The following is a 19,671-nucleotide window of genomic DNA, read 5'->3' as shown; positions in this document are numbered from 1 at the left end:
AGGAGCCGGGAACTTCGCAACAATAATGAGGACTGTCCCGGTTTGCCTTGTCTGCTATGAGTTCTTCTGCCCTCAGTTGGTCTGAGCTGGCTGCGTTGACGGACTTCAACCCCGATCGCGTCAACGGCCCCACCAATGCCCAGAGCACGCTGCGACTGTTTGGGCAGCCAGAATCAGCGGTACGGGTCACCCTCTACCGCGACCACCACGCTTGGTGCCCCTACTGCCAAAAAGTGTGGTTCTGGCTGGAGGAGAAGCAAATTCCCTACCGCATCGCCAAGGTGACGATGTTTTGCTACGGCGAGAAAGAAGCTTGGTACAAGCGCAAAGTGCCGTCGGGGATGCTGCCTGCGTTGGAACTCGATGGCCGGATCATCACGGAAAGTGATGACATCCTGCTGGCCTTGGAGGCGGCCTTTGGCCCCCTGACCCACAGCCTGCGCGATCGCGACGTTCTGCCATTGCGACGACTCGAGCGGGAACTGTTTCGGGCTTGGTGTGGCTGGCTTTGCTATCCCTCGCGATCGCTGCAACAAGATCAGCAAGGCCATGCCGCCTTTCAAGCCGTGGTCGATCGCGTCGAAGCGGCTTTAGCGAGTACGTCCGGCCCCTACTTTCTCGATCGCTTTGGCGTCACCGATGTGATTTTCACGCCCTACGTTGAGCGGATGAACGCCAGCCTCTACTACTACAAGGGCTATTCCCTGCGTGAGAGCAACCCGCGACTGAACGACTGGTTTGATGCGCTGGAATCTCGCGAAACCTATCGGGGCACCCAGAGCGACTTTCATACTCACGCACATGACTTACCGCCACAAATGGGTGGCTGCTTTGCCAATACCGATCCCCAAACAGCGGTCTGTCAAACCCGTGTAGACCAAGGCCCTTGGTTGGGTCTGCCGGATGTCACCTATCCAGAGCCTTCGACTGCTCGCCAAGAGGCACTGCAACGAGTCTTGCGCCACAAAGATACGCTGATTCGTCTGAATCCAGTGGAAGCAGAAGTCTTTGATTCCGCCCTGCGTGCTGCCCTAACCACATTGATGACCGAGCAGCCCTGTCCGCCACCGGCGGGTTCTGATCTGGGCCTGCGCTATCTCCGCGATCGCATCAGCGTGCCGCGCGATATGTCGATCTATGCCGCTAAGCGTCTACGGGAAGCCTTGGAAACAACCGCCCAACTGGCGGGCGATCGCCAAGGAGCGCCAATCTCCATGCGCGATCGCCGTGACCAAGATCCTGCCCGTTTTGCCAGTGCGGCTGCTCATTAGGGTTGAGCCTTGAGCTGCTCAATCACGGCGAATCGAACGTCCTGCCCCCGTTGCAGCGATCGCAGACTGGGATTCTGTTCGGTCAGAAAACTGAGTCCTTTCTCTTGGCCAGTGAGCAGATAGTCTGCGATCGCCACCCGATACCAGCGATTAGGCTGTAGGGGCTGACCTTGGATCTGCCAACCGCGATCGCTGCGATCGACCCCATCCGTTTGGAGAAAACCGCCACTGCCGCGATTCTTGAGCCCTTGGTCAAGGAGCTTTTGCAGCAATTCCCCTTTCATTTCTGCGGAGACGATCGCTCCTCCAAAAGGCAGCATACGAATCACGTCGTACTGACTAATCGGTCCCGGTGGCAGCACGTCATCAATGCGGATAGCACCACTGTTGTAGATCGCAACTTCGGCTGTCGGCACTGCTCGCCGATAGCTCTTAGCAATTAAGCGTGTCAGCGCTGTGGATTCGTTGCGCACTGCACTTTCGAGACCATCTAATGGTTCCGAAGTACGCCCCACGATCGCGCTGGGGTCAAAGCCCTGAGCCCGAAATCCTGCAAATCCTTTTTCCAGCCAAGTCTGCACAACCGCTGCTGTCTTCGGATCTTCGGGAATGGCTGGTGTAATTGGCACCAGTTGCGAATTAATCTGCAGTTCACGGCGATCGCTGTCATAGGTCAGGCGATGCACATAGACAGTTCGAGCATTGGCATCCGCCTTGAAAATCGGCGTGAAGTCATCGCCCACCCACAGCTGAATATTCTCGTGCTCATGCCCACCCAGAATCAAATCCAACGGGGGGAGCGATCGCGCTAGTTGCTGATCCTGGGACAGATTAAGGTGCGTCAGCCCAATGAATAAATCCGTTTGAGGCTGTAGTTGCTGGATCTGTTGTTGCAGCGTCGTCAAGGGATCGTCATAGCGCACATAGGGCGCTCGATTACTGTCGATCGTGACACCTAAAACGGAGACTTGCAGGGGTGGACAAACAGGCTTCTGGCAGTCAGCCGCCTGCACCTGAAACTGATAGTCCGCTTGGGTGTTAGGAAATAACTGCCCTTGAGCATCAACCACATTGCCCGTCACCAAAGCAAACTTCTGCTCCTGTAATCGCTGGCGCAGCTGTGCTTCAGAGATATCAAATTCGTGATTGCCGAACGTGGCTAAATCCAGTCCCATCGCATTCAGGACAGCGACCATTTGCTGCCCCGCCAAGCGATCGCCATTTACCTTAGCGGTGCCTAGAGCAGAAGGGCTGAGGTAATCGCCCGCCAGCATCGACCATGTCTGCGGATTCTCTGCTTTGAGTTGCTTGAGCAGGGTTGCGACTCGGGCTAGACCACCGCTGCGACCACCCTGCACCGGCGTAATTTCGTAGACATCATTGAGTTGCAAAATCTGGAAGCGATAGATTTCTGCAGCAGCAGGCAGCATCCAGCCCAGCCCCAGCGCCACTCCAATCGCCAGCGATCGCCCCAGTTGCCCCATCATGTCTACACTTCCTTTGTGTGATTAACGATCAGCCGTAGCGGGCAAATAGCCATTGCGTTGCAGAAAAGCCCGCAGCGCTTCCGGAAAGTTTTTGTAGCGCACTTCTTGCCCCTTACAGCGACCTTGATCGTCATAGGTGCCGAGGCATTCATCAAGTCCCCAGTCGGATGGCTCGTAGCGCGATTCCACCAACTTCCAGGCTTCGGGGAATTTGCCCAGGATCGCTTGGGTGGCAGCATAGCCAGCCAGCAAACCATTGCTATCCGGCGATCGCGGGGGCGTCTCTTGAATCGCCTTCAACATCTGCTCAGCTTGCTCTTCGTGTAACCGTCGAAATGGAGGCTGCTGCGAAACATCAACAAACTGGCCGTTCTTCAACTGCCAAACTTGCACGGGTGGGACGCTACCCGCATAGGAACTGAATTGATAGAGAAAACGGTTGTCGCGATCGACAAACTCCAATTGCCCGTCCCCATCGACATCTTCCAAGGGATGAGGTCCCCCATCAAAAGCGCCCAACTCGAGCGATCGCCACTGCTTTCCTGTTGAATCGCTGCTAATCACTTCTACCTTGTTGCAGCAATGTGCCCCACCGGTGTAATGGGAGATGATCACCTCTGGATAAGGATTGCTGGCATCCATCTCAGCAATCTCTACCAAGGTTTCCATGCCTGGCAGATCGGGCCGGAGCGCGCGAAAAACGGTTTTGCCACTGACTTGCACGGTCACGACTGGCGGTGGGGGATCGCCATCAGGCGTGGCACTGCGGGGTACATCGATGCTGACACTGACAGAATTAACCGTTAGCTGCTGTGCACCAGGGCCACTACTGGAATTGAAATTCAGTGTGGCAGCCTGCGCGATCGCAGTACTACTCCAGCCCCAAAAGCCCAGGGCAACGATCCATGCAGTCAACCTCATCCTGAGCTTTCCCCTTCACACCAACTTTGCCTGAGAAGTCGCGATCGCCTTTGCCCTAATCAGCAATTTGCAGCTGCTGACGAACCTCGGCCACAGGCAACGCCCAGAAGCGATCCCAACGCTGTGCCAGAAGTAATTGCGGCGAGTGGCGACCTCGACGAAAAGCATCAGAAATGGCATCAATCAAGGCGGGAATGCGATCGGGTTGCACCACCGATGTCCGTAACAAGCCCATGCTGACAACCACAACGCTGAAGGGAATCGGCAGTTGTCCCATCAGGAATGCTTGCAGCGCTACTTCTCCACGGGGATCGGTGCCAATGCCAGTCGCGATGTGATGAAAATCATGGGTAGTTCGCCAGAGCCGTTTGAAATAACTCAGATCGTCATCCCCTTCAACCGGCGCAATTTGGATCACATAGTCGGGGTCAAAGCCATTGGCAACGAGCATTTCGGCATAGACTCGACCAAAGCTTCCTTCAGGCAATTGCAGAAATGTCGACAGATTGAGCTCGGGCAACGTCCAACGCTCAGCAAACAACTGGTTAGCCGCAGGATCCTTTTGCAGGGCTTCAACAGTCAAGCGGCCATATTCACCCGCTTCTAAAGCATCCTCAGCTGTAAAGAGCCGACGGACATCAAAGTCAGTATCAAACAGACTCTGCAACGCAGAAAAGCCTTGCAGTTGCTTCTCGAGCTGGGCATCAATCATCGAAAAACTCCTGCAATTTCCTGCAATTAATTGAGGCTGGAGCAAAACACTCAGCTGGACCGTTTAAGGACAATCCTGTGTTAGCTGTCTTCACCCGTCGGTGGCTGATGGGGTGAGAGAGCGGGCAGGCGATAGCACTGCTCCAGATATCGCTGCCGATAGCAACGCCAGTAACGAACCGGATTCAGAATGGCATTGCGATCGCGTTGAAACAGTGGCTGACAAAGATAGTCCTTCCACGGGAATGCAAGGCTCCAGCCGGTAGTAGGCGAGAACATCAGACCGGCCCCCAGAAGAATGCAATAGAAATACTCTTAGATTCAGTGTGCCCCGCGCTTTTGGCCGCTACGACATATGCAACAGTGCTTCATCAAGCCTAGAAATTTACTGCCTTCCTCACAGTTTTGGGAACGACAGAATTGCAATTGCTTCTACTCCCGCCCTCAAACCATTCGCCAGATCGCGTTCGATTCAGGGATCTCAACCGATGTCCTCACGTGTCCATGGGGGTAGGGAGCAGGATTCCAAAGCAAAAGCCTCTCGCAGACAAGCTTTGAGAGGCTTCAGTTGAGTGATGGGCAAGGTGGGACTCGAACCCACACACTATCGCTAGCGGCAGATTTTGAGTCTGCTGCGTCTACCAATTCCGCCACTTGCCCGTGGCACTTTCATTACAGTACCAGAGGACAGCAGCGTTGCCAAGGACTACTCAGCGCTAAAGCGCTTGATATCTGCGCCCAACTTACGGAGTTTTTCCTCAATATTTTCGTAACCGCGATCGAGGTGCTGGAGACCACTGATTTGGGTTTTCCCTTCAGCTGCCAAAGCTGCCAAGATCAGTGCTGCCGAAGCTCGCAGATCCGTTGCGAGGACAGGCGCTCCTGAGAGCTGAGGAACTCCACGCACGATCGCAGTATTACCTTGCAGACGAATGTCGGCCCCCATGCGTTGCAGCTCAGCCACATGCTGCATCCGGTTCTCAAACACTGTCTCAGTGATGACGCTATCGCCTTCACAAATGCTCATCAGCGCCATAAACTGCGCCTGCATGTCAGTTGGGAAGCCCGGATAGGGAAGCGTCCGCAAATCTACCCCTCGCAAGCTGCCCTGGGGGCGAGTCTGCAGTTCATTGCTGCCAGTTTGCACAATCGGGCAGCCCATTTCTTCGAGCTTAGCGATCGTGGCTGAGAGGTGATCAGGAATGACCGGCGCTACGTTGATCACGGAGTTCGTGATTGCCCCAGCGATCAGGAAAGTCCCTGCTTCAATGCGATCAGGAATGATTGCATAGTCAGCGGTGTGCAGGCGCTCTACACCTTGAATCGAAATAGTGTTAGTGCCAGCCCCACGAATGCGAGCGCCCATCGCGCGACAGAAGTTGGCTAAATCGACCACTTCGGGTTCTTGGGCCGCATTCTCCAGAATGGTTTCCCCTTCGGCCAACACTGCAGCCATCATCAGGGTTTCGGTCGCTCCCACACTGGGGCAATCGAGGTAGATGCGGGCACCTTGCAGGCGACGACGCGAGCCAGGAATCGCTGCACTGACAATGCCATGCTCAATCTGAACGTGAGCCCCGAGTGCGCGTAAGCCTCGAACATGCAGATCGACAGGCCGCGCCCCAATATTGCAGCCACCCGGCAAGGGCATACGGGCGACACCCACCCGCGCTAAGAGCGGACCGATCGCAAAGAAGCTGGCTCGGAGCTGATTGACCAGTTCGTAGGGAGCGGCGGGACTACTGAGATCTCGGAGGTCGAGGTCAATACAGTCGCCTTGTTGTTTCGTTTTGACACCCAGCGCCTGCAGAATTTCCAACATGCGGCCCACATCGGCCAACTGCGGAACATTTCGGATGCGGCATTGGTCAGGGCACAAGAGTGCCCCAGCCATCACGACCAAAGCCGAGTTTTTGGCGCCACTGATGTGCACGCTCCCTGAGAGGGGGCGGTTGCCAACAATTTCGAGGAACGATGCAGGTGCGGTGGCAGCCTCAGCAGCCGATAAAGACAGGGCGGAAATGGCTCGTTCCTCCTCAGGTGGGGTGCAGGGGTCAAAAAAGTGACCTAATACTACAGGAAACTAGCAACCTGTCTAGGCAGGCATGGACAACTCTGTTGCTGGCTCTGCAGATGACTTGACAAAAGTTTCTCTTGGCCTAAAGTAATTAATTGTGCGGTTCGCACTTGCCAGCGGAACTGGCGGAATTGGTAGACGCGCTAGATTCAGGTTCTAGTGGTTTCACGACTGTCCGGGTTCAAGTCCCGGGTTCCGCATTGAACAAACCCCTCTCATTCTTGATGAATCAGAGGGGTTTTGTTTTTGATTGATTTTTCAATGATGGCGATCGCCCGTGGATTGATTCTTCAAGGGTAAGTATCATCTGCCAAGCTAGACGCTGGATCTGGCCATGGTTCTAGGGAGTCCGTGGAATGTTTTGGATTGCACAACTGCCTGCCCTCCAAGTGGTCTATCCCAGCGATCGCCACGAGACGACTGCCGATCGCATTTTTCTGATTGGGACAGCTGATCCTCAACAACCAGTTACCGTTAACGGCCAAGTCATTCAACGCAGTCCCGCCGGTTACTTTGCCCCCAGCTTTCCTTTGCAGCTCGGTCCCAATCAGTTTGAGCTGCGATCGGGCAATCAAACATTGATGCTGACGATTCTGCGCAAACCCACTCAACCCGTTCTGGCTCCGGGTGTCTTGTTTGATAACCTCCAGCCCAGTCAGGCGATCGCAGTCAGCCCCAACGAACTGGTCTGCTTTTCTGCGATCGCGGTGCCACAAGCCCAATTAAAAGTTCAGATCGGAGCACTACAAGTCCCACTGCAAGCCCAAGCCGGCGCGCCACTCCCCAGTAATGCTGCCGTCTTAATCGGTCAAAACCAACCCGATCGCCCTGCTTCTGTTCAGCGCTACGAAGGATGCACGACTGCATTGCCAGCAGGGTTTCAGGGGCGTCCCATCTTCCAAATCCAAGCTGGCGATCGCCGTCTGACTCAAACTGCTCAAGGGTCGGTAACGGTTTGGTCCGCCCAGCCCTATCGCATCGCCACCATAACGGCAGCTGAGGCAATCGCCAGAACAGGCCCCAGTACCGATCATTCCCGTCTTACCCCGCTGCCTCAGGGGACTCAAGCTCAGGTTTTGGCTCAGGCTGGCGACTGGTTACGACTGGCCTACGGCGGTTGGATTCGTCAGTCAGAAGCGCGAGTAACTACCAGTGCTGCACCACCGCGATCGCAGGTTCGCAGCGCTCGCTTCCAGAATCGCGATCGCTGGCTAGAGTTTCAGGTGCCGCTAACTCGTCCTGTCCCAATTCGGCTAGAGCAACAGGGCAATCGTCTCAACTTGTACCTTTATGAAACGACTGCTCAAACCGATACGATTCGGCTGACAACACAACCATGGTTGCAGCGCTTCCGCTGGGAGCAAGTCCGTCCAAACGAGGTTCTCTATCAATTTCAGTTTGCGACTGCACAGCAGTGGGGCTATCGCGTGCGCTACGACGGCAGCACTTTAGTTCTGTCAATTCGCAAGCCCCCACAACTGAGTAACTCGCGATCGCAGCCTTTGCATGGACTCAGGATCTATCTCGATCCCGGGCATGGCAGTGCTGAGGATTTGGGTGCTCGTGGGCCAGATGGCACACCCGAAAAAGACGTGACCCTCACCGTCTCGAAATTGCTACGCGATCGCCTCCAACAGTTAGGGGCAACAGTGTTGATGAGTCGAGAGGGTGATGAAGACATTTGGCCGCAGGAACGGGCCGCGCAGATTCAAACGCTGGAGCCAGATATTGCCCTCAGCCTGCACTACAACGCCCTGCCCGATGCAGGAGATGCCGAAGGAACCCAGGGAATTGGGACATTCTGGTATCAAGACCAGTCGCAGGACTTAGCGCGATCGCTCCATGACAGTCTGGTGACGCCTCTACAGCGACCCTCCTACGGCATTTTCTGGAATAACTTGGCACTGACCAGACCCACGGTTGCGCCCTCGGTGCTGCTGGAGTTGGGCTTCATGATCAACCCGCAGGAGTTCGAGTGGATTGTTGATCCCGCCGCTCAAAAACAACTGGTTGAAGCGATCGCCCAAGGTCTGGTCGATTGGTTCCATTCACAGCCGTAATCACTGAAACACACGTCGAGTTCCGCTTCCATGGCACCTTAAAGGAGTGATCCGAACTGCTCGCGGTGCCATGCAGACCCTTTCCAACCCCAGCGCGACTGCTACTGAGTTTGATACCGTCATTCACCGGCGCCCGACGCGATCGGTGCGTGTCGGCGATATCTGGATTGGCAGCCGCCACCCCGTCGTTGTCCAGTCGATGATCAACGAAGACACGCTGGACATCGATGGATCCGTTGCTGCCATCCGTCGTCTGCATGAGATCGGCTGCGAGATTGTCCGTGTTACGGTGCCCAGCCTCGGTCATGCCAAAGCCGTCGGCGACATCAAAAAGAAACTACAAGATACCTATCGCGATGTGCCCTTGGTGGCTGATGTCCACCACAACGGCATGAAAATCGCGCTGGAAGTGGCCAAGCACGTCGATAAAGTGCGGATCAATCCTGGCCTCTACGTTTTCGAGAAGCCCGATCCAAACCGGCAAGGCTACACACCAGAAGAGTTTGAGCGGATTGGCAAACAGATTCGCGACACCCTTGAGCCATTGGTCGCCAGCCTGCGCGAGCAAGATAAGGCAATGCGGATTGGTGTCAACCATGGCTCTCTCGCTGAGCGGATGCTGTTCACCTACGGCGACACGCCGGAAGGCATGGTGGAGTCGGCGTTGGAATTCCTGCGGCTCTGCGAAGAAATGGACTTCCGCAACCTCGTTATTTCCATGAAGGCCAGCCGCGCGCCCGTAATGCTAGCGGCCTATCGTCTGATGGCTAAACGCATGGATGATCTCGGCATGGATTATCCATTGCACTTAGGTGTGACTGAAGCAGGCGATGGTGACTATGGTCGGATTAAGTCCACAGTTGGGATTGGTACCCTGCTGGCTGAAGGCATTGGCGACACGATTCGTGTTTCCTTAACTGAAGCCCCAGAAAAAGAAATTCCCGTTTGCTACTCGATTTTGCAAGCTTTGGGCCTCCGCAAAACGATGGTCGAGTACGTCGCTTGTCCGAGTTGTGGACGGACGCTCTTCAACCTTGAAGAAGTACTGCATAAGGTTCGAGCAGCAACGAGCCATCTAGTCGGTCTGGACATCGCCGTGATGGGTTGCATCGTCAATGGCCCTGGTGAAATGGCGGATGCGGACTACGGCTATGTCGGAAAAACTCCCGGCACGATCGCCCTTTACCGAGGACGGGATGAGATCAAAAGAGTTCCCGAAGAACAGGGGGTTGAAGAGCTGATCAATTTGATCAAAGCCGATGGTCGCTGGGTTGAACCTGAGGTGATCGGCTGACCCTAAAAGTCCAGAAATTGAGCCGTCTATCGGGACTGTGTCGCTCCAGAAAGCCTGTGCTAGATTGAGCCTACTCCTTTCCTGATAGGCGGTTTTCGCCAATGGCTTTTTCTAATCGCAAGCTCATCGCCGGTATTTGTGCCTCTGCGATCGCGACCGTAGCTGTGGTGGGGGCAGGAAATCACTGGGCGAAAGGGCAAGCGCTCTTTCAAGAAAGCCCCAAAGAAATCATTGATGAAGTGTGGCAAGTTGTCGATCGTAACTATGTCGACAGCACAGGTACCTTTAACCGCAATAAATGGCGTGAGTTACGTCGTGAATACCTAAGTCGCAATTACAAGACTCGGGAGGAAGCCTACACCGCTGTTGAGGAGATGCTCAAAACGCTGGGCGATCCTTACACGCGCTTCATGAATCCCGACGAATTCAAAGACATGCAGATTGATACCTCGGGTGAATTGACCGGGGTAGGGATTCAGCTCAGTCAAGACCCAGATACGAAAGAACTGATTGTCGTCTCACCAATTGAAGGTTCGCCCGCTGCTGCTGCTGGGATTCGCTCACGCGATGTGATTGTCCGCATCGACCAAAAGAGCACTCAAGGCATGTCATCTGACGAGGCCGTCAAGCTGATTCGCGGTCCCGTAGGTAGTAAAGTCACTCTCACCATTCGCCGCGAGAATGAAACGATCGCCTTCCCAATCGTGCGGGAACGGATTGAAATTCACTCAGTCAGTGCTCGAGTTCAAGACTCACCGACAGGTCCTGTGGGCTATATCCGGCTGCGGCAGTTCAGCGCCAATTCAGCGCCAGAAATGCGGCAGGCCATCAAAGATTTAGAAGCGAAAAATGTCAAAGGTTATGTCCTTGACCTGCGGTCGAATCCGGGTGGGTTGCTCTACGCCAGCATCGACATTGCTCGGATGTGGCTCCAGAAAGGGGTGATTGTTTCTACGCAGGATCGGGGTGGCATCTCAGAGCAGGCTTCAGCAAATAATCGAGCCCTCACAGATAAACCCCTCGTCGTCTTAGTGGATGGCGGATCCGCTAGCGCCAGCGAAATCCTCTCGGGTGCTCTGCAAGACAACAATCGAGCCGTACTGATTGGCTCTAAGACTTTTGGCAAAGGTCTTGTGCAATCTGTTCGTCCGCTCGGGGATGGCTCTGGTCTGGCAGTGACGATCGCCAAGTACCTCACGCCCAGTGGTCGCGATATCAATAAGCAGGGTATCGAACCCAACATTGTTGCTGAGTTGACCGATGCACAACGGGAAAGTCTCAGTAAAAATCAGGAGCAAATTGGTACGGTCAGCGACCCTCAATTCCAATCTGCACTGAAGGTGCTAACGCAGAAGATTGCGACCGCATCGAAATAAGCCACTGCTGGATTAGTTAGATAGAAAGGCGAGTAGCGATCGCTACTCGCCTTTCTGTGCTTTCGGCTAGTTAAGCGTCAAGTTTTCAAGCCAATCGAGTTCACCCAAATCCTTGCAGAAGATGGGTGAACAACTAGCAGATGACTGTTGCTATCCCTGTTGTTGATATTCCTGCAAGGATTTCACTTGCAACGGTTGTTCTAACAAGGCACGAATCGCCTCAACCGTAGCTTTTGCACCCGCGATCGTGGTTACGGTTGGCACTTTGTAATCGAGTGCAGCGCGGCGAATAATCTGGTCATCCACTTTGGCGCGAGCGCCTGCGGGAGTATTGATAATCAGCTGAATTTGATCGTTCTTGAGTGCATCCAAAACGTGCGGACGACCTTCATGGACTTTGAGAATCGGCTCCACGGAGAGTCGTTGCTCCGCCAACACTTTTTGAGTGCCACCCGTTGCAACCACTCGGAAGCCCAACGTGAGAAATTCCCGCGCGATCGGCCCGATCGCCGCCTTATCGCGATCGCTGACGGAGATGAAGACCGTGCCTTGGCGTGGCAGTCGCTGAGAGGCAGCCAGTTCCGCCTTGGCAAAAGCACGGCCAAAGTCCACATCAATGCCCATCACTTCGCCAGTGGAGCGCATTTCAGGGCCGAGCAGCGTGTCGGTGCCGGGGAAGCGATCGAAGGGCAGCACGGCTTCTTTAACCGAGAGGTAGCTGGGCACTAATTCAGAGGTAATGCCGAGATCCGCTAGTGTTTGACCCGACATCAATCGTGCTGCAATCTTGGCCAGCGGTCGCCCGATCGCCTTGGAGACAAAGGGAACGGTTCGCGAGGCACGGGGATTGGCTTCGAGGATATAAACCTGCTCGTCTTTGACGGCGAACTGAATGTTCATGAGGCCGATGACGTTGAGCGCTTTCGCGAGCTGGGTTGTCCAAGCACGGATCGTTTCCAGCACCGTCTCGTTGAGGCTGACGGTGGGCAGCGAACAGGCGCTATCGCCGGAGTGAATGCCGGCCTGCTCAATGTGCTCCATGATCCCGCCGATGACGACTTGACCCGTGCGATCGGCGAGGGCATCGACATCAACTTCGATCGCGTTTTCAAGAAACTTGTCGATCAAAATCGGGTGATCCGGCTCGACCTGCACGGCCTCAGCCATGTAACGCTCGAGTTCGGCATCGGAGTAGACAATCTCCATCGCACGGCCGCCCAAAACGTAGCTAGGGCGCACCACCGTCGGGTAGCCGATGCGATGGGCGATCGCTAAGGCTTCTTCGGGGCTGCGCGCCAGACCATTGGCAGGCTGGGCGATGTCGAGCTGGCGCAGGATTTGCTCAAAGCGTTCGCGGTCTTCCGCTGTATCGATCGAGTCCGGCGAGGTGCCCCAGATTTGGGTACCGAGGGCTTGACCTTCTGGCGTTTGCAGGAAGGTTTGCAGGGGAACAGCCAGCTTCAGCGGCGTTTGACCGCCGAATTGAATGATCACGCCTTGGGGCTGCTCGGCTTCCAGAATGTTCAGCACATCCTCGCGGGTCAGCGGCTCAAAGTAGAGGCGATCGCTGGTGTCGTAGTCGGTGGAGACCGTCTCAGGGTTGGAGTTGACCATGATCGTCTCGTAGCCATCGTCGGCCAGCGCAAAGGCCGCGTGACAACAGCAGTAGTCAAACTCGATGCCCTGACCAATGCGGTTAGGGCCACCCCCTAGAATCATCACTTTCGGGCGATCGCTGGGACGGACTTCTGATTCCGGTGCGATCGCGGCTAGACCTGACTCACCCAGTTGGGCGCGGGGCGATTCGTAGCAGGAGTAGTAGTAAGGCGTGTAGGCTTCAAACTCCGCCGCACAGGTGTCGACCAGTTTGTAGACCGGCTTGATGCCCTGTTGCTGTCGCCGCTGGCGCACCGCTTCTTCGGAACTACCCAGCGCAAAGGCAATCTGGCGATCGCTAAAGCCCAGCTGTTTGACCTCCAGCCACTGCGCTGGTGTGATCTGCTCGATTGAGGTGCGCTTCAGGAAGTCTTCGCCCTCCAAAATCTCGCGGAACTTCTCCAAGAACCATGGATCGATGCCCGTCAGCTGGTAGATGTCACTGTCGCTGAGGCCGAGCAGCATCGCCTGCCGCACTGCAAAAATGCGATCGGGGCTAGGTGTCCGGAGTTGTGGCTTGATTTGATCCAGTGTTGGCAGGGTTTCGGGGCGATCGCAGCCCCAGCCGGCCCGACCAATTTCCAGCGATCGCAGCGCCTTTTGGAAAGACTCGGGGAAGGTCCGCCCGATCGCCATCGCCTCACCCACGGATTTCATCATCGTGGTCAGCTGGGCAGGCGTACCGGGGAATTTCTCGAAGGCAAAGCGCGGGATCTTGGTGACGACATAGTCGATCGTCGGTTCAAAGGAAGCTGGTGTCTGGCGGGTAATGTCGTTTTTCAGTTCATCTAAGCTGTAGCCGACCGCAAGTTTGGCGGCGATTTTGGCGATCGGGAAGCCGGTCGCTTTCGAAGCCAGCGCTGAACTCCGGGAAACGCGCGGGTTCATTTCGATCACGATCACGTCGCCATCTTGGGGATTGATCGCGAACTGGATGTTGGAACCGCCAGTTTCCACCCCGATCTCGCGGATGATTGCGATTGCTTGGTCGCGCAGTCGCTGATATTCCTTATCGGTTAGGGTTTGTGCCGGTGCAACGGTGATCGAGTCGCCGGTGTGCACGCCCATCGGATCGAGGTTTTCGATCGAACAAATGATCACGACGTTATCGGCGAGGTCACGCATCACCTCCAGCTCGAATTCTTTCCAGCCAATCAGCGACTGTTCCACCAGAATTTGGCTGACGGGGCTGGCATCCAAGCCCGACTGAACAATCAGCTCAAATTCTTCTTGGTTATAGGCAATGCCGCCGCCGGTGCCGCCCATGGTAAAGGCCGGACGGATGATCAGCGGATAGGTGCCGATTTGCTCCGCGATCGCCTGAGCCTCGGCCATATTGTTGGCGATGCCGCTGGGGCAAACTTTGACGCCGATCCGCTCCATCGCTTCTTTGAACAGGAGTCGGTCTTCAGCTTTTTCGATCGCTTCCAGTTTCGCGCCGATCAGTTCCACCTCAAAGCGATCGAGGGTGCCGTTTTTGGCGAGCGCAACCGCGAGGTTCAGCGCCGTTTGGCCACCCATCGTGGGCAGCAGCGCATCGGGGCGCTCCCGTTCGATCACCTGCGCGACCAGTTCCGGCGTTAGCGGCTCAATATAGGTGCGATCGGCCGTCTCGGGGTCGGTCATGATCGTGGCGGGGTTGGAGTTAACCAACACCACCTCGTAGCCTTCCTCGCGCAGCGCCTTACAAGCTTGCGTGCCCGAGTAGTCAAACTCGCACGCCTGTCCAATCACAATCGGCCCGGATCCGAGCAGCAGAATTTTGCGAATATCTTGGCGGCGAGGCATGGCACGGTCACAGCGGCAAATCCGATCTATTCTGCCATCTGCGCTGGTGCTCCCCGACACCGAGGGCTGAGTCGGGCTTGTATGCTAGGGACAATTGCGCATGGGTTATCGTCACCACCGGCTATGAGCGAACTTCAGCGTCTCAAGGGTTTGCTGCCACCCGAATTGCAGAGTTGGGTCTTTGTGGAAGCGTCGGCAGCCGTCGATCCGCCCTTGGTGACCTGCGAAGAAATCGGTCGCGACGAAGTTGAAATCCAGATTGATCTCCTGCGCTGGGAGCAGTTGGCGATTGACCAACGCAATCTGCTCTTTTGGCATGAAGTTGGCCGCATCCAAAATGATGCGATTCCCCGTGATGGCTGGGAAATGGCAGCCTTGGCGATCGGCTTGGGCGGCGCAGTCGGTGAACTGTGGGTACGCGACGGCCTGTTGCTGCTGCTCGCCCTTGGTCTCTCGGGTTTTGCCGGCTATCGCCTCTATCTGAAAAACAACAGCGAGAAGAAGCTGCAAGAAGCGATCGCCGCCGATGAACGCGCGATCGCCCTCTCGACGCGGTTTGGCTACAGCTTGCCCAACGCCTACAAGAGCTTGGGAAGCGCTATCAAAACGCTGATTGAGCAAACACCCAAGAAAAAACAGCGCAGCTTCTACGAAAACCGTTTGCAAGCTCTGCGCCGTAGTGCTGCCAAAGCCAAAGCGAAGGCTCAACAGCAAGTTGCAGCGAATCCCGAAACCTTCGAAGACGTCTACCAACAAGGCTAGAGCTACGGCTGGTACTGTGTATCCGGCCAAAGCTCAAGGATTGCAGTCGCTTGCTGAGCAACGGTGAATCGCTCCCAGAGGATGCCGTTGCAGTCGCGATCGCATTTAAATGCTTCTGCTTGCGGATCTTCCCAGCCTAGATGGCGGAGTTGACCCGCTTGCTTTGGTTCCGTCTGGCGAATCGAAAAGTTGAGCTGCGGCGTGCGCCAGAGTGCATAGGCTCCGGCGATCACAACTTCGGGTTCTTGCCCCAGTCGCTGCGAATAATCCGCCACTGAAGCAGCGACATCAGCCACAGCGATCGCGAGGTGAAAGCGTTTTGGCTCAGTCATCTGCCAGCTCCTCGAACACGCTTAGGGACGGCGATCGCCCAACTAAATCACTCAGCGATTGGATTCGAGAGCCAGCGCAGGGAAGAAGGCTGCAGCGCGATCGCGGGAGAAAGCCACAAAGGCATTGAAGGCATGGCCTGCCACTCGGGCGGGTTCCAGTTCCGGCCGCAGCAATTCCCACAGCCGCTGCAGGGGTTCCGTTTGTAGACGCTCATTCTCAGTCAGAGCCAACAGCAATTGATTGCGCAGGTAAGCCCCTTCTTCTGAGAACAGATATTGCAGACCCATTTGAGCCGTGGGCAGCAAATCAAAACCGCCATCATTCTGGGCGATCGCGATCAGATTTTCGAGACGACTCCAGCGGAATTTTCCATCCTTGACCAGGACTTCTAGCAGACGCCGCCGCAGTTGAGGGGATTCACCCTGCAACAGACGCTTGGCAATGTAGGGATAGGCGACATCAACAATACGGAAGTCAGGATTCACGCTCAGCGCTAAACCTTCTTGGGTGACGAGCGATCGAATAATCAGCGCAAACTTAGCAGGAACACGGAAGGGATAGTCATACATCAACTCCGAGAAACGATCGGTAATCGTCTTGAAGTTGAAGTCGCGAACTTTCTCGCCCATGATGTCGCCCAGCACCGATTCCAGCGCCGGAATAATCGGTGTGAGATCGCTATCGGGTGTCAGGAAGCCAAGGGTAATAAAGTCTTGCGCTAGCTCGACATAATCACGATTGATCAGGTGAACGACCGCATCGACTAAGGTTTCTTTAGTCAGCTGATCCAGCTGATCCATCATCCCAAAGTCGATATAAGCCATGCAGCCCAGACCATCAGGGCGTGGTTCTGACGGCAGGGCAAACAGGTTGCCCGGATGGGGATCAGCGTGGAAGAAACCAAACTCTAACAGCTGCTGCAGACCGGAAATGACACCCGTTTTAACGACTGCATCTGCATCGATACCCAACTGATCGAGTTCAGTCGCTGCTGTCAATTTGACACCATCGATCCATTCCAGAGTCAGGACATGACGGCTGCTAAATGCCCAGTAAATTTTTGGCGCTTTGACATAGGGACAATCGCGGAAGTTCTCAGCAAAGCGTTCCGCATTTCGCCCTTCATTTTCGTAGTCGATTTCTTCAAAGAGCTTGCAGCCAAACTCGTCGACAATCAGGGTCAAATCATGGCCAAGATTGAGCGGGAGCAACGAGCCAAACCAAGTGGCTCCCCAGCGAATGAGATAGAGGTCGAGGGTCAACGTCGGCAGTAGATTCGGCCGCTGCACTTTGACGGCAACCGTTTCGCCGCTGAAGAGTTTTCCTTTGTAGACCTGACCTAAACTGGCGGCTGCGATCGGCTCCGGCGAGAGTTCCTCAAAACACTGACTGACTGGGCGCCCCAGTTCCTCCGCCATGATTTTGAAGGCTTGATCATTGGGAAACGGAGGCAGCTGGTCTTGTAGCTTGGTTAGTTCATCGAGGAAATCAACCCGCACCAGATCGGGTCGCGTTGAAAGGGCTTGACCCGCTTTGATGAAAGTTGGCCCCAGTTTCGTCAGAATTTGTCGCAGTTCTGCCGCTCGTTCTGGCAGATGGGCATCCCCAGCCTGTTGTCGTTGATCCCAAAAAAGTCGCCACGCAAATCCCAGAAAATTCCAGAAGATGACCGTCAGCCGTGCGATTGCCAACCAAGGACGAAGACGGTAGTAGCGGGCGATCGCCGCAGCATCGTAGCGATCGGAGTCAGCAAGGGGAAAACTCACAGGCGGCAACCAAAAACCGGAGGAGCGCACTGGCCCCTGACCGTAGCGCGGATCGTCAGAGGTTCGTAACAACAGTATAGAAAACGACACATTGTCACGCCGCATGCCGACACCGCTCTTTGATCAACTTTTGGCCAGTGCTGAGCAAGCCCGTGCGCCCTTTCATACCCCCGGACACAAGCTGGGACGAGCGATCGCGCCGCATCTTCGGCAGGCATGGGGATCAGCAGTCTTTCGCGCCGATCTGCCTGAGTTGCCGGAATTGGATAACCTCTACGCCGCCAGCGGGGTTTTAGCGGAGAGTCAAGCCCAAGCCGCTGAAGTCTTCGGTGCCGATCGCAGTTGGTTTTTGGTCAATGGCTCTACTGGCGGACTGTTAGCTGCGATTCTGACCATCTGCAGTCCCGGCGATCGCTTGCTACTGCCTCGCAATGCCCATCGATCACTGCTGAGCGGCTGTATTTTGAGCGGCGCGATGCCGGTTTGGATCACGCCACCAGAAGCAGCTGACTTTGACCTGATTGGGGTGCCAACTCCTGAGCAGGTGGCCATAGCATTAGCCCAAGATGCCCAGATCAAAGCTATCGTCCTTGTCTCGCCCACCTACGAAGGCGTCTGTGCCGATGTGGCTACGATCGCAGCGATCGCTCATCGCCATGGCGTCCCGTTGATTGTGGATGCCGCCCACGGCGCGCATTTAGGCTTTCATCCTGACTTGCCAGCCTCGCCCCTGAGCGAGGGAGCCGATCTCGTCGTCCAATCAACCCACAAGCTGCTGGGAGCCCTGACCCAAGCAGCGATGCTGCACCTTAAGGGCGATCGGATTGATCCTGAACGACTCAGCCAATCCTTAGCGTTGGTGCAAAGCAGTAGCCCCAGTTATCTGTTGCTGGCCTCTTTGGAAGCCGCTACAGAGCAAATGCGTCTTTCCGCGCCGGAGCTCCTGCAAACGCCGATCATTCTTGCTCGTCAAGCACACCAGCAACTCGCTGCACTGCCAGGCCTGCGATTGCCCGCGATCGCGATCAGTGATCGCCCCGGATTCCTCGAGTGGGACCCAACGCGGCTCGTGATCAATTTCCAAGCCTGTGGTTGGAGCGGCTTCAGTGCCGATGAATATTTGCATGAACAATGGCAAGTCACAGCGGAGCTGCCCAGCCTTCACAATCTGGTTTTCCATCTCAGCTTGGGTAACCAAGCGGCAGATATCGATCGCCTCGTCACAGCCTGCGATCGCCTCTTGTCACAGGAACATCACGAGGAATTACCACCGCGCCTGCCCGCTTGGCTGGAGCCAGAAATTGTCCTCAGTCCACGGCAAGCATGGTTTGCTCGCCATCAAACCGTCAGCCTTGAGCAAGCGATCGGAGCGATCGCGGCGGAGTGTATTTGCCCCTATCCACCCGGCATTCCCGTCCTGCTGCCCGGCGAGCGGATTTCCAAGAGCGCAGTAGACTATCTGCGACAGGTGCAGGCGACCGGCGGTATTCTCAGCGGCTGCGCTGACCCTGAATTGACCACGCTGCGCATCGTGCAGGACTCCGACACGCTTCATGCCTCTTGCCCCTCCTGATCGTTCCTGGCCCTACAGCACGGCTGGCATCCCCGACGACTGGTTTGCCCAACTGCCCGGCATTCCTCTCACCAAACGGGAAGTGCGGCTGCTGATTTTGGCACAACTCCGGCTTGAAGCCACCTCCTGTCTCTGGGATGTTGGGGCGGGGACGGGGACGATTCCGGTTGAAGCCGGTTTACTCTGCCCGCAAGGCAAAGTGGTGGCGATCGAGCGGGATGAGGAAGTCTGCGCCCTGATTCAGCGCAACTGCCAGCAGTTCGCCGTGACTAATGTCGATGTGGTGATGGGCAACGCACCCGATTGTTTAGAGGCGATCGCCCACTCTCCTGATCGCGCCGTGATTGAAGGTGGCCGACCGATCGCTGCTGTGATCAGTAGCGTCTGGCAGCGTTTGCAGCCCCAAGGTCGCCTCGTAGTCACGACTGCCAGCTTGGAGGGGCTATATACCGTTTCCGAAACGCTGGCCCAGCTTCCCGCTCGCAACATTGAAGTAGTTCAAGCCGCTGTTAATCGACTCGAGCGCCGAGGACGCAGCCAAGTACTCGCTGCGGTCGATCCGATCTTCATCCTCAGCGGCGAAAAACTCGAATAGC

Annotated in this window: 15 protein-coding genes and 2 tRNA genes; 8 read left to right on the top strand and 9 right to left on the bottom strand. The window is 55.8% G+C overall.

What is annotated here, in order from left to right; translation table 11 throughout:
* Nucleotides 1-56: 56 nt before the first annotated feature.
* Nucleotides 57-1,271 carry a glutathione S-transferase family protein gene (locus DOP62_RS12745; RefSeq protein WP_208674319.1) on the top strand — a complete coding sequence of 405 codons (1,215 nt, stop codon included), beginning with the start codon at nt 57-59 and terminating at the stop codon, nt 1,269-1,271.
* On the opposite strand, the gene DOP62_RS12740 is transcribed toward DOP62_RS12745, so the two are convergent.
* The 6 genes from DOP62_RS12740 to murA form a co-directional block, all read right to left on the bottom strand.
* Entirely contained in the window at nt 1,268-2,758 is a 1,491-nt protein-coding gene (locus DOP62_RS12740; protein ID WP_261789873.1) for a bifunctional metallophosphatase/5'-nucleotidase, read from the bottom strand. The two genes, DOP62_RS12745 and DOP62_RS12740, sit on opposite strands and share 4 nt — an antisense overlap.
* Nucleotides 2,759-2,779: 21 nt before the next feature.
* Nucleotides 2,780-3,679 carry a hypothetical protein gene (locus DOP62_RS12735; protein WP_208674320.1) on the bottom strand — a complete coding sequence of 300 codons (900 nt, stop codon included), beginning with the start codon at nt 3,677-3,679 and terminating at the stop codon, nt 2,780-2,782.
* Between the two features lie 55 nt (nt 3,680-3,734).
* A complete protein-coding gene (locus DOP62_RS12730; protein ID WP_208674322.1) occupies nt 3,735-4,391 on the bottom strand; it encodes a Coq4 family protein in 657 nt (218 codons plus the stop codon).
* An 80-nt stretch (nt 4,392-4,471) separates the two neighbouring features.
* Nucleotides 4,472-4,669 (bottom strand): hypothetical protein, encoded by a 198-nt coding sequence (locus DOP62_RS12725; protein ID WP_208674323.1) that lies wholly within the window; start codon nt 4,667-4,669, stop codon nt 4,472-4,474.
* A 297-nt stretch (nt 4,670-4,966) separates the two neighbouring features.
* Nucleotides 4,967-5,050 (bottom strand) — tRNA-Leu (locus tag DOP62_RS12720).
* A gap of 46 nt (nt 5,051-5,096) precedes the next feature.
* Nucleotides 5,097-6,413 carry a UDP-N-acetylglucosamine 1-carboxyvinyltransferase gene (gene murA, locus DOP62_RS12715; protein ID WP_208677096.1) on the bottom strand — a complete coding sequence of 439 codons (1,317 nt, stop codon included), beginning with the start codon at nt 6,411-6,413 and terminating at the stop codon, nt 5,097-5,099.
* Between the two features lie 170 nt (nt 6,414-6,583).
* Here murA and DOP62_RS12710 point away from each other — a divergent pair.
* The 4 genes from DOP62_RS12710 (at nt 6,584) to ctpC (ending at nt 11,197) form a co-directional block, all read left to right on the top strand.
* Nucleotides 6,584-6,667, top strand: a tRNA-Leu gene (locus DOP62_RS12710).
* A 156-nt stretch (nt 6,668-6,823) separates the two neighbouring features.
* Nucleotides 6,824-8,527: an N-acetylmuramoyl-L-alanine amidase gene (locus tag DOP62_RS12705; RefSeq protein ID WP_208674324.1), complete on the top strand. Its 1,704-nt coding sequence runs from the start codon at nt 6,824-6,826 to the stop codon at nt 8,525-8,527.
* A 70-nt stretch (nt 8,528-8,597) separates the two neighbouring features.
* On the top strand, nt 8,598-9,821 hold the full coding sequence (gene ispG, locus DOP62_RS12700; RefSeq protein WP_208674325.1) for a (E)-4-hydroxy-3-methylbut-2-enyl-diphosphate synthase: 1,224 nt from the start codon (nt 8,598-8,600) through the stop codon (nt 9,819-9,821).
* 101 nt (nt 9,822-9,922) lie between these two features.
* Entirely contained in the window at nt 9,923-11,197 is a 1,275-nt protein-coding gene (gene ctpC / locus DOP62_RS12695) for a carboxyl-terminal processing protease CtpC (RefSeq protein WP_208674326.1), read from the top strand.
* A 150-nt stretch (nt 11,198-11,347) separates the two neighbouring features.
* On the opposite strand, the gene carB is transcribed toward ctpC, so the two are convergent.
* Nucleotides 11,348-14,641 (bottom strand): carbamoyl-phosphate synthase large subunit, encoded by a 3,294-nt coding sequence (gene carB / locus DOP62_RS12690; RefSeq protein ID WP_370538810.1) that lies wholly within the window; start codon nt 14,639-14,641, stop codon nt 11,348-11,350.
* Between the two features lie 123 nt (nt 14,642-14,764).
* On the opposite strand from carB, the gene DOP62_RS12685 reads away from it, so the two are divergent.
* Nucleotides 14,765-15,403 (top strand): DUF3318 domain-containing protein, encoded by a 639-nt coding sequence (locus DOP62_RS12685; protein WP_039755832.1) that lies wholly within the window; start codon nt 14,765-14,767, stop codon nt 15,401-15,403.
* 2 nt (nt 15,404-15,405) lie between these two features.
* On the opposite strand, the gene DOP62_RS12680 is transcribed toward DOP62_RS12685, so the two are convergent.
* Both DOP62_RS12680 and DOP62_RS12675 read right to left on the bottom strand, forming a co-directional pair.
* Nucleotides 15,406-15,735: a hypothetical protein gene (locus tag DOP62_RS12680; protein WP_208674327.1), complete on the bottom strand. Its 330-nt coding sequence runs from the start codon at nt 15,733-15,735 to the stop codon at nt 15,406-15,408.
* Nucleotides 15,736-15,786: 51 nt separating this feature from the next.
* Entirely contained in the window at nt 15,787-17,502 is a 1,716-nt protein-coding gene (locus tag DOP62_RS12675; protein WP_228383101.1) for an ABC1 kinase family protein, read from the bottom strand.
* A gap of 103 nt (nt 17,503-17,605) precedes the next feature.
* On the opposite strand from DOP62_RS12675, the gene DOP62_RS12670 reads away from it, so the two are divergent.
* Nucleotides 17,606-19,075 carry an aminotransferase class I/II-fold pyridoxal phosphate-dependent enzyme gene (locus tag DOP62_RS12670; RefSeq protein ID WP_208674328.1) on the top strand — a complete coding sequence of 490 codons (1,470 nt, stop codon included), beginning with the start codon at nt 17,606-17,608 and terminating at the stop codon, nt 19,073-19,075.
* Nucleotides 19,056-19,670, top strand: coding sequence for a precorrin-6Y C5,15-methyltransferase subunit CbiT (cbiT, locus tag DOP62_RS12665; RefSeq protein ID WP_208674329.1), 615 nt, complete (start codon nt 19,056-19,058; stop codon nt 19,668-19,670). The genes DOP62_RS12670 and cbiT overlap by 20 nt, the downstream gene beginning before the upstream one ends.
* Nucleotide 19,671: the final 1 nt, after the last annotated feature.

This window comes from Synechococcus elongatus PCC 11801, from assembly GCF_003846445.2.
In the GTDB taxonomy this organism is placed as follows: domain Bacteria; phylum Cyanobacteriota; class Cyanobacteriia; order Synechococcales; family Synechococcaceae; genus Synechococcus; species Synechococcus elongatus_A.
This window is presented reverse-complemented; position numbering and strand designations above follow the sequence as displayed.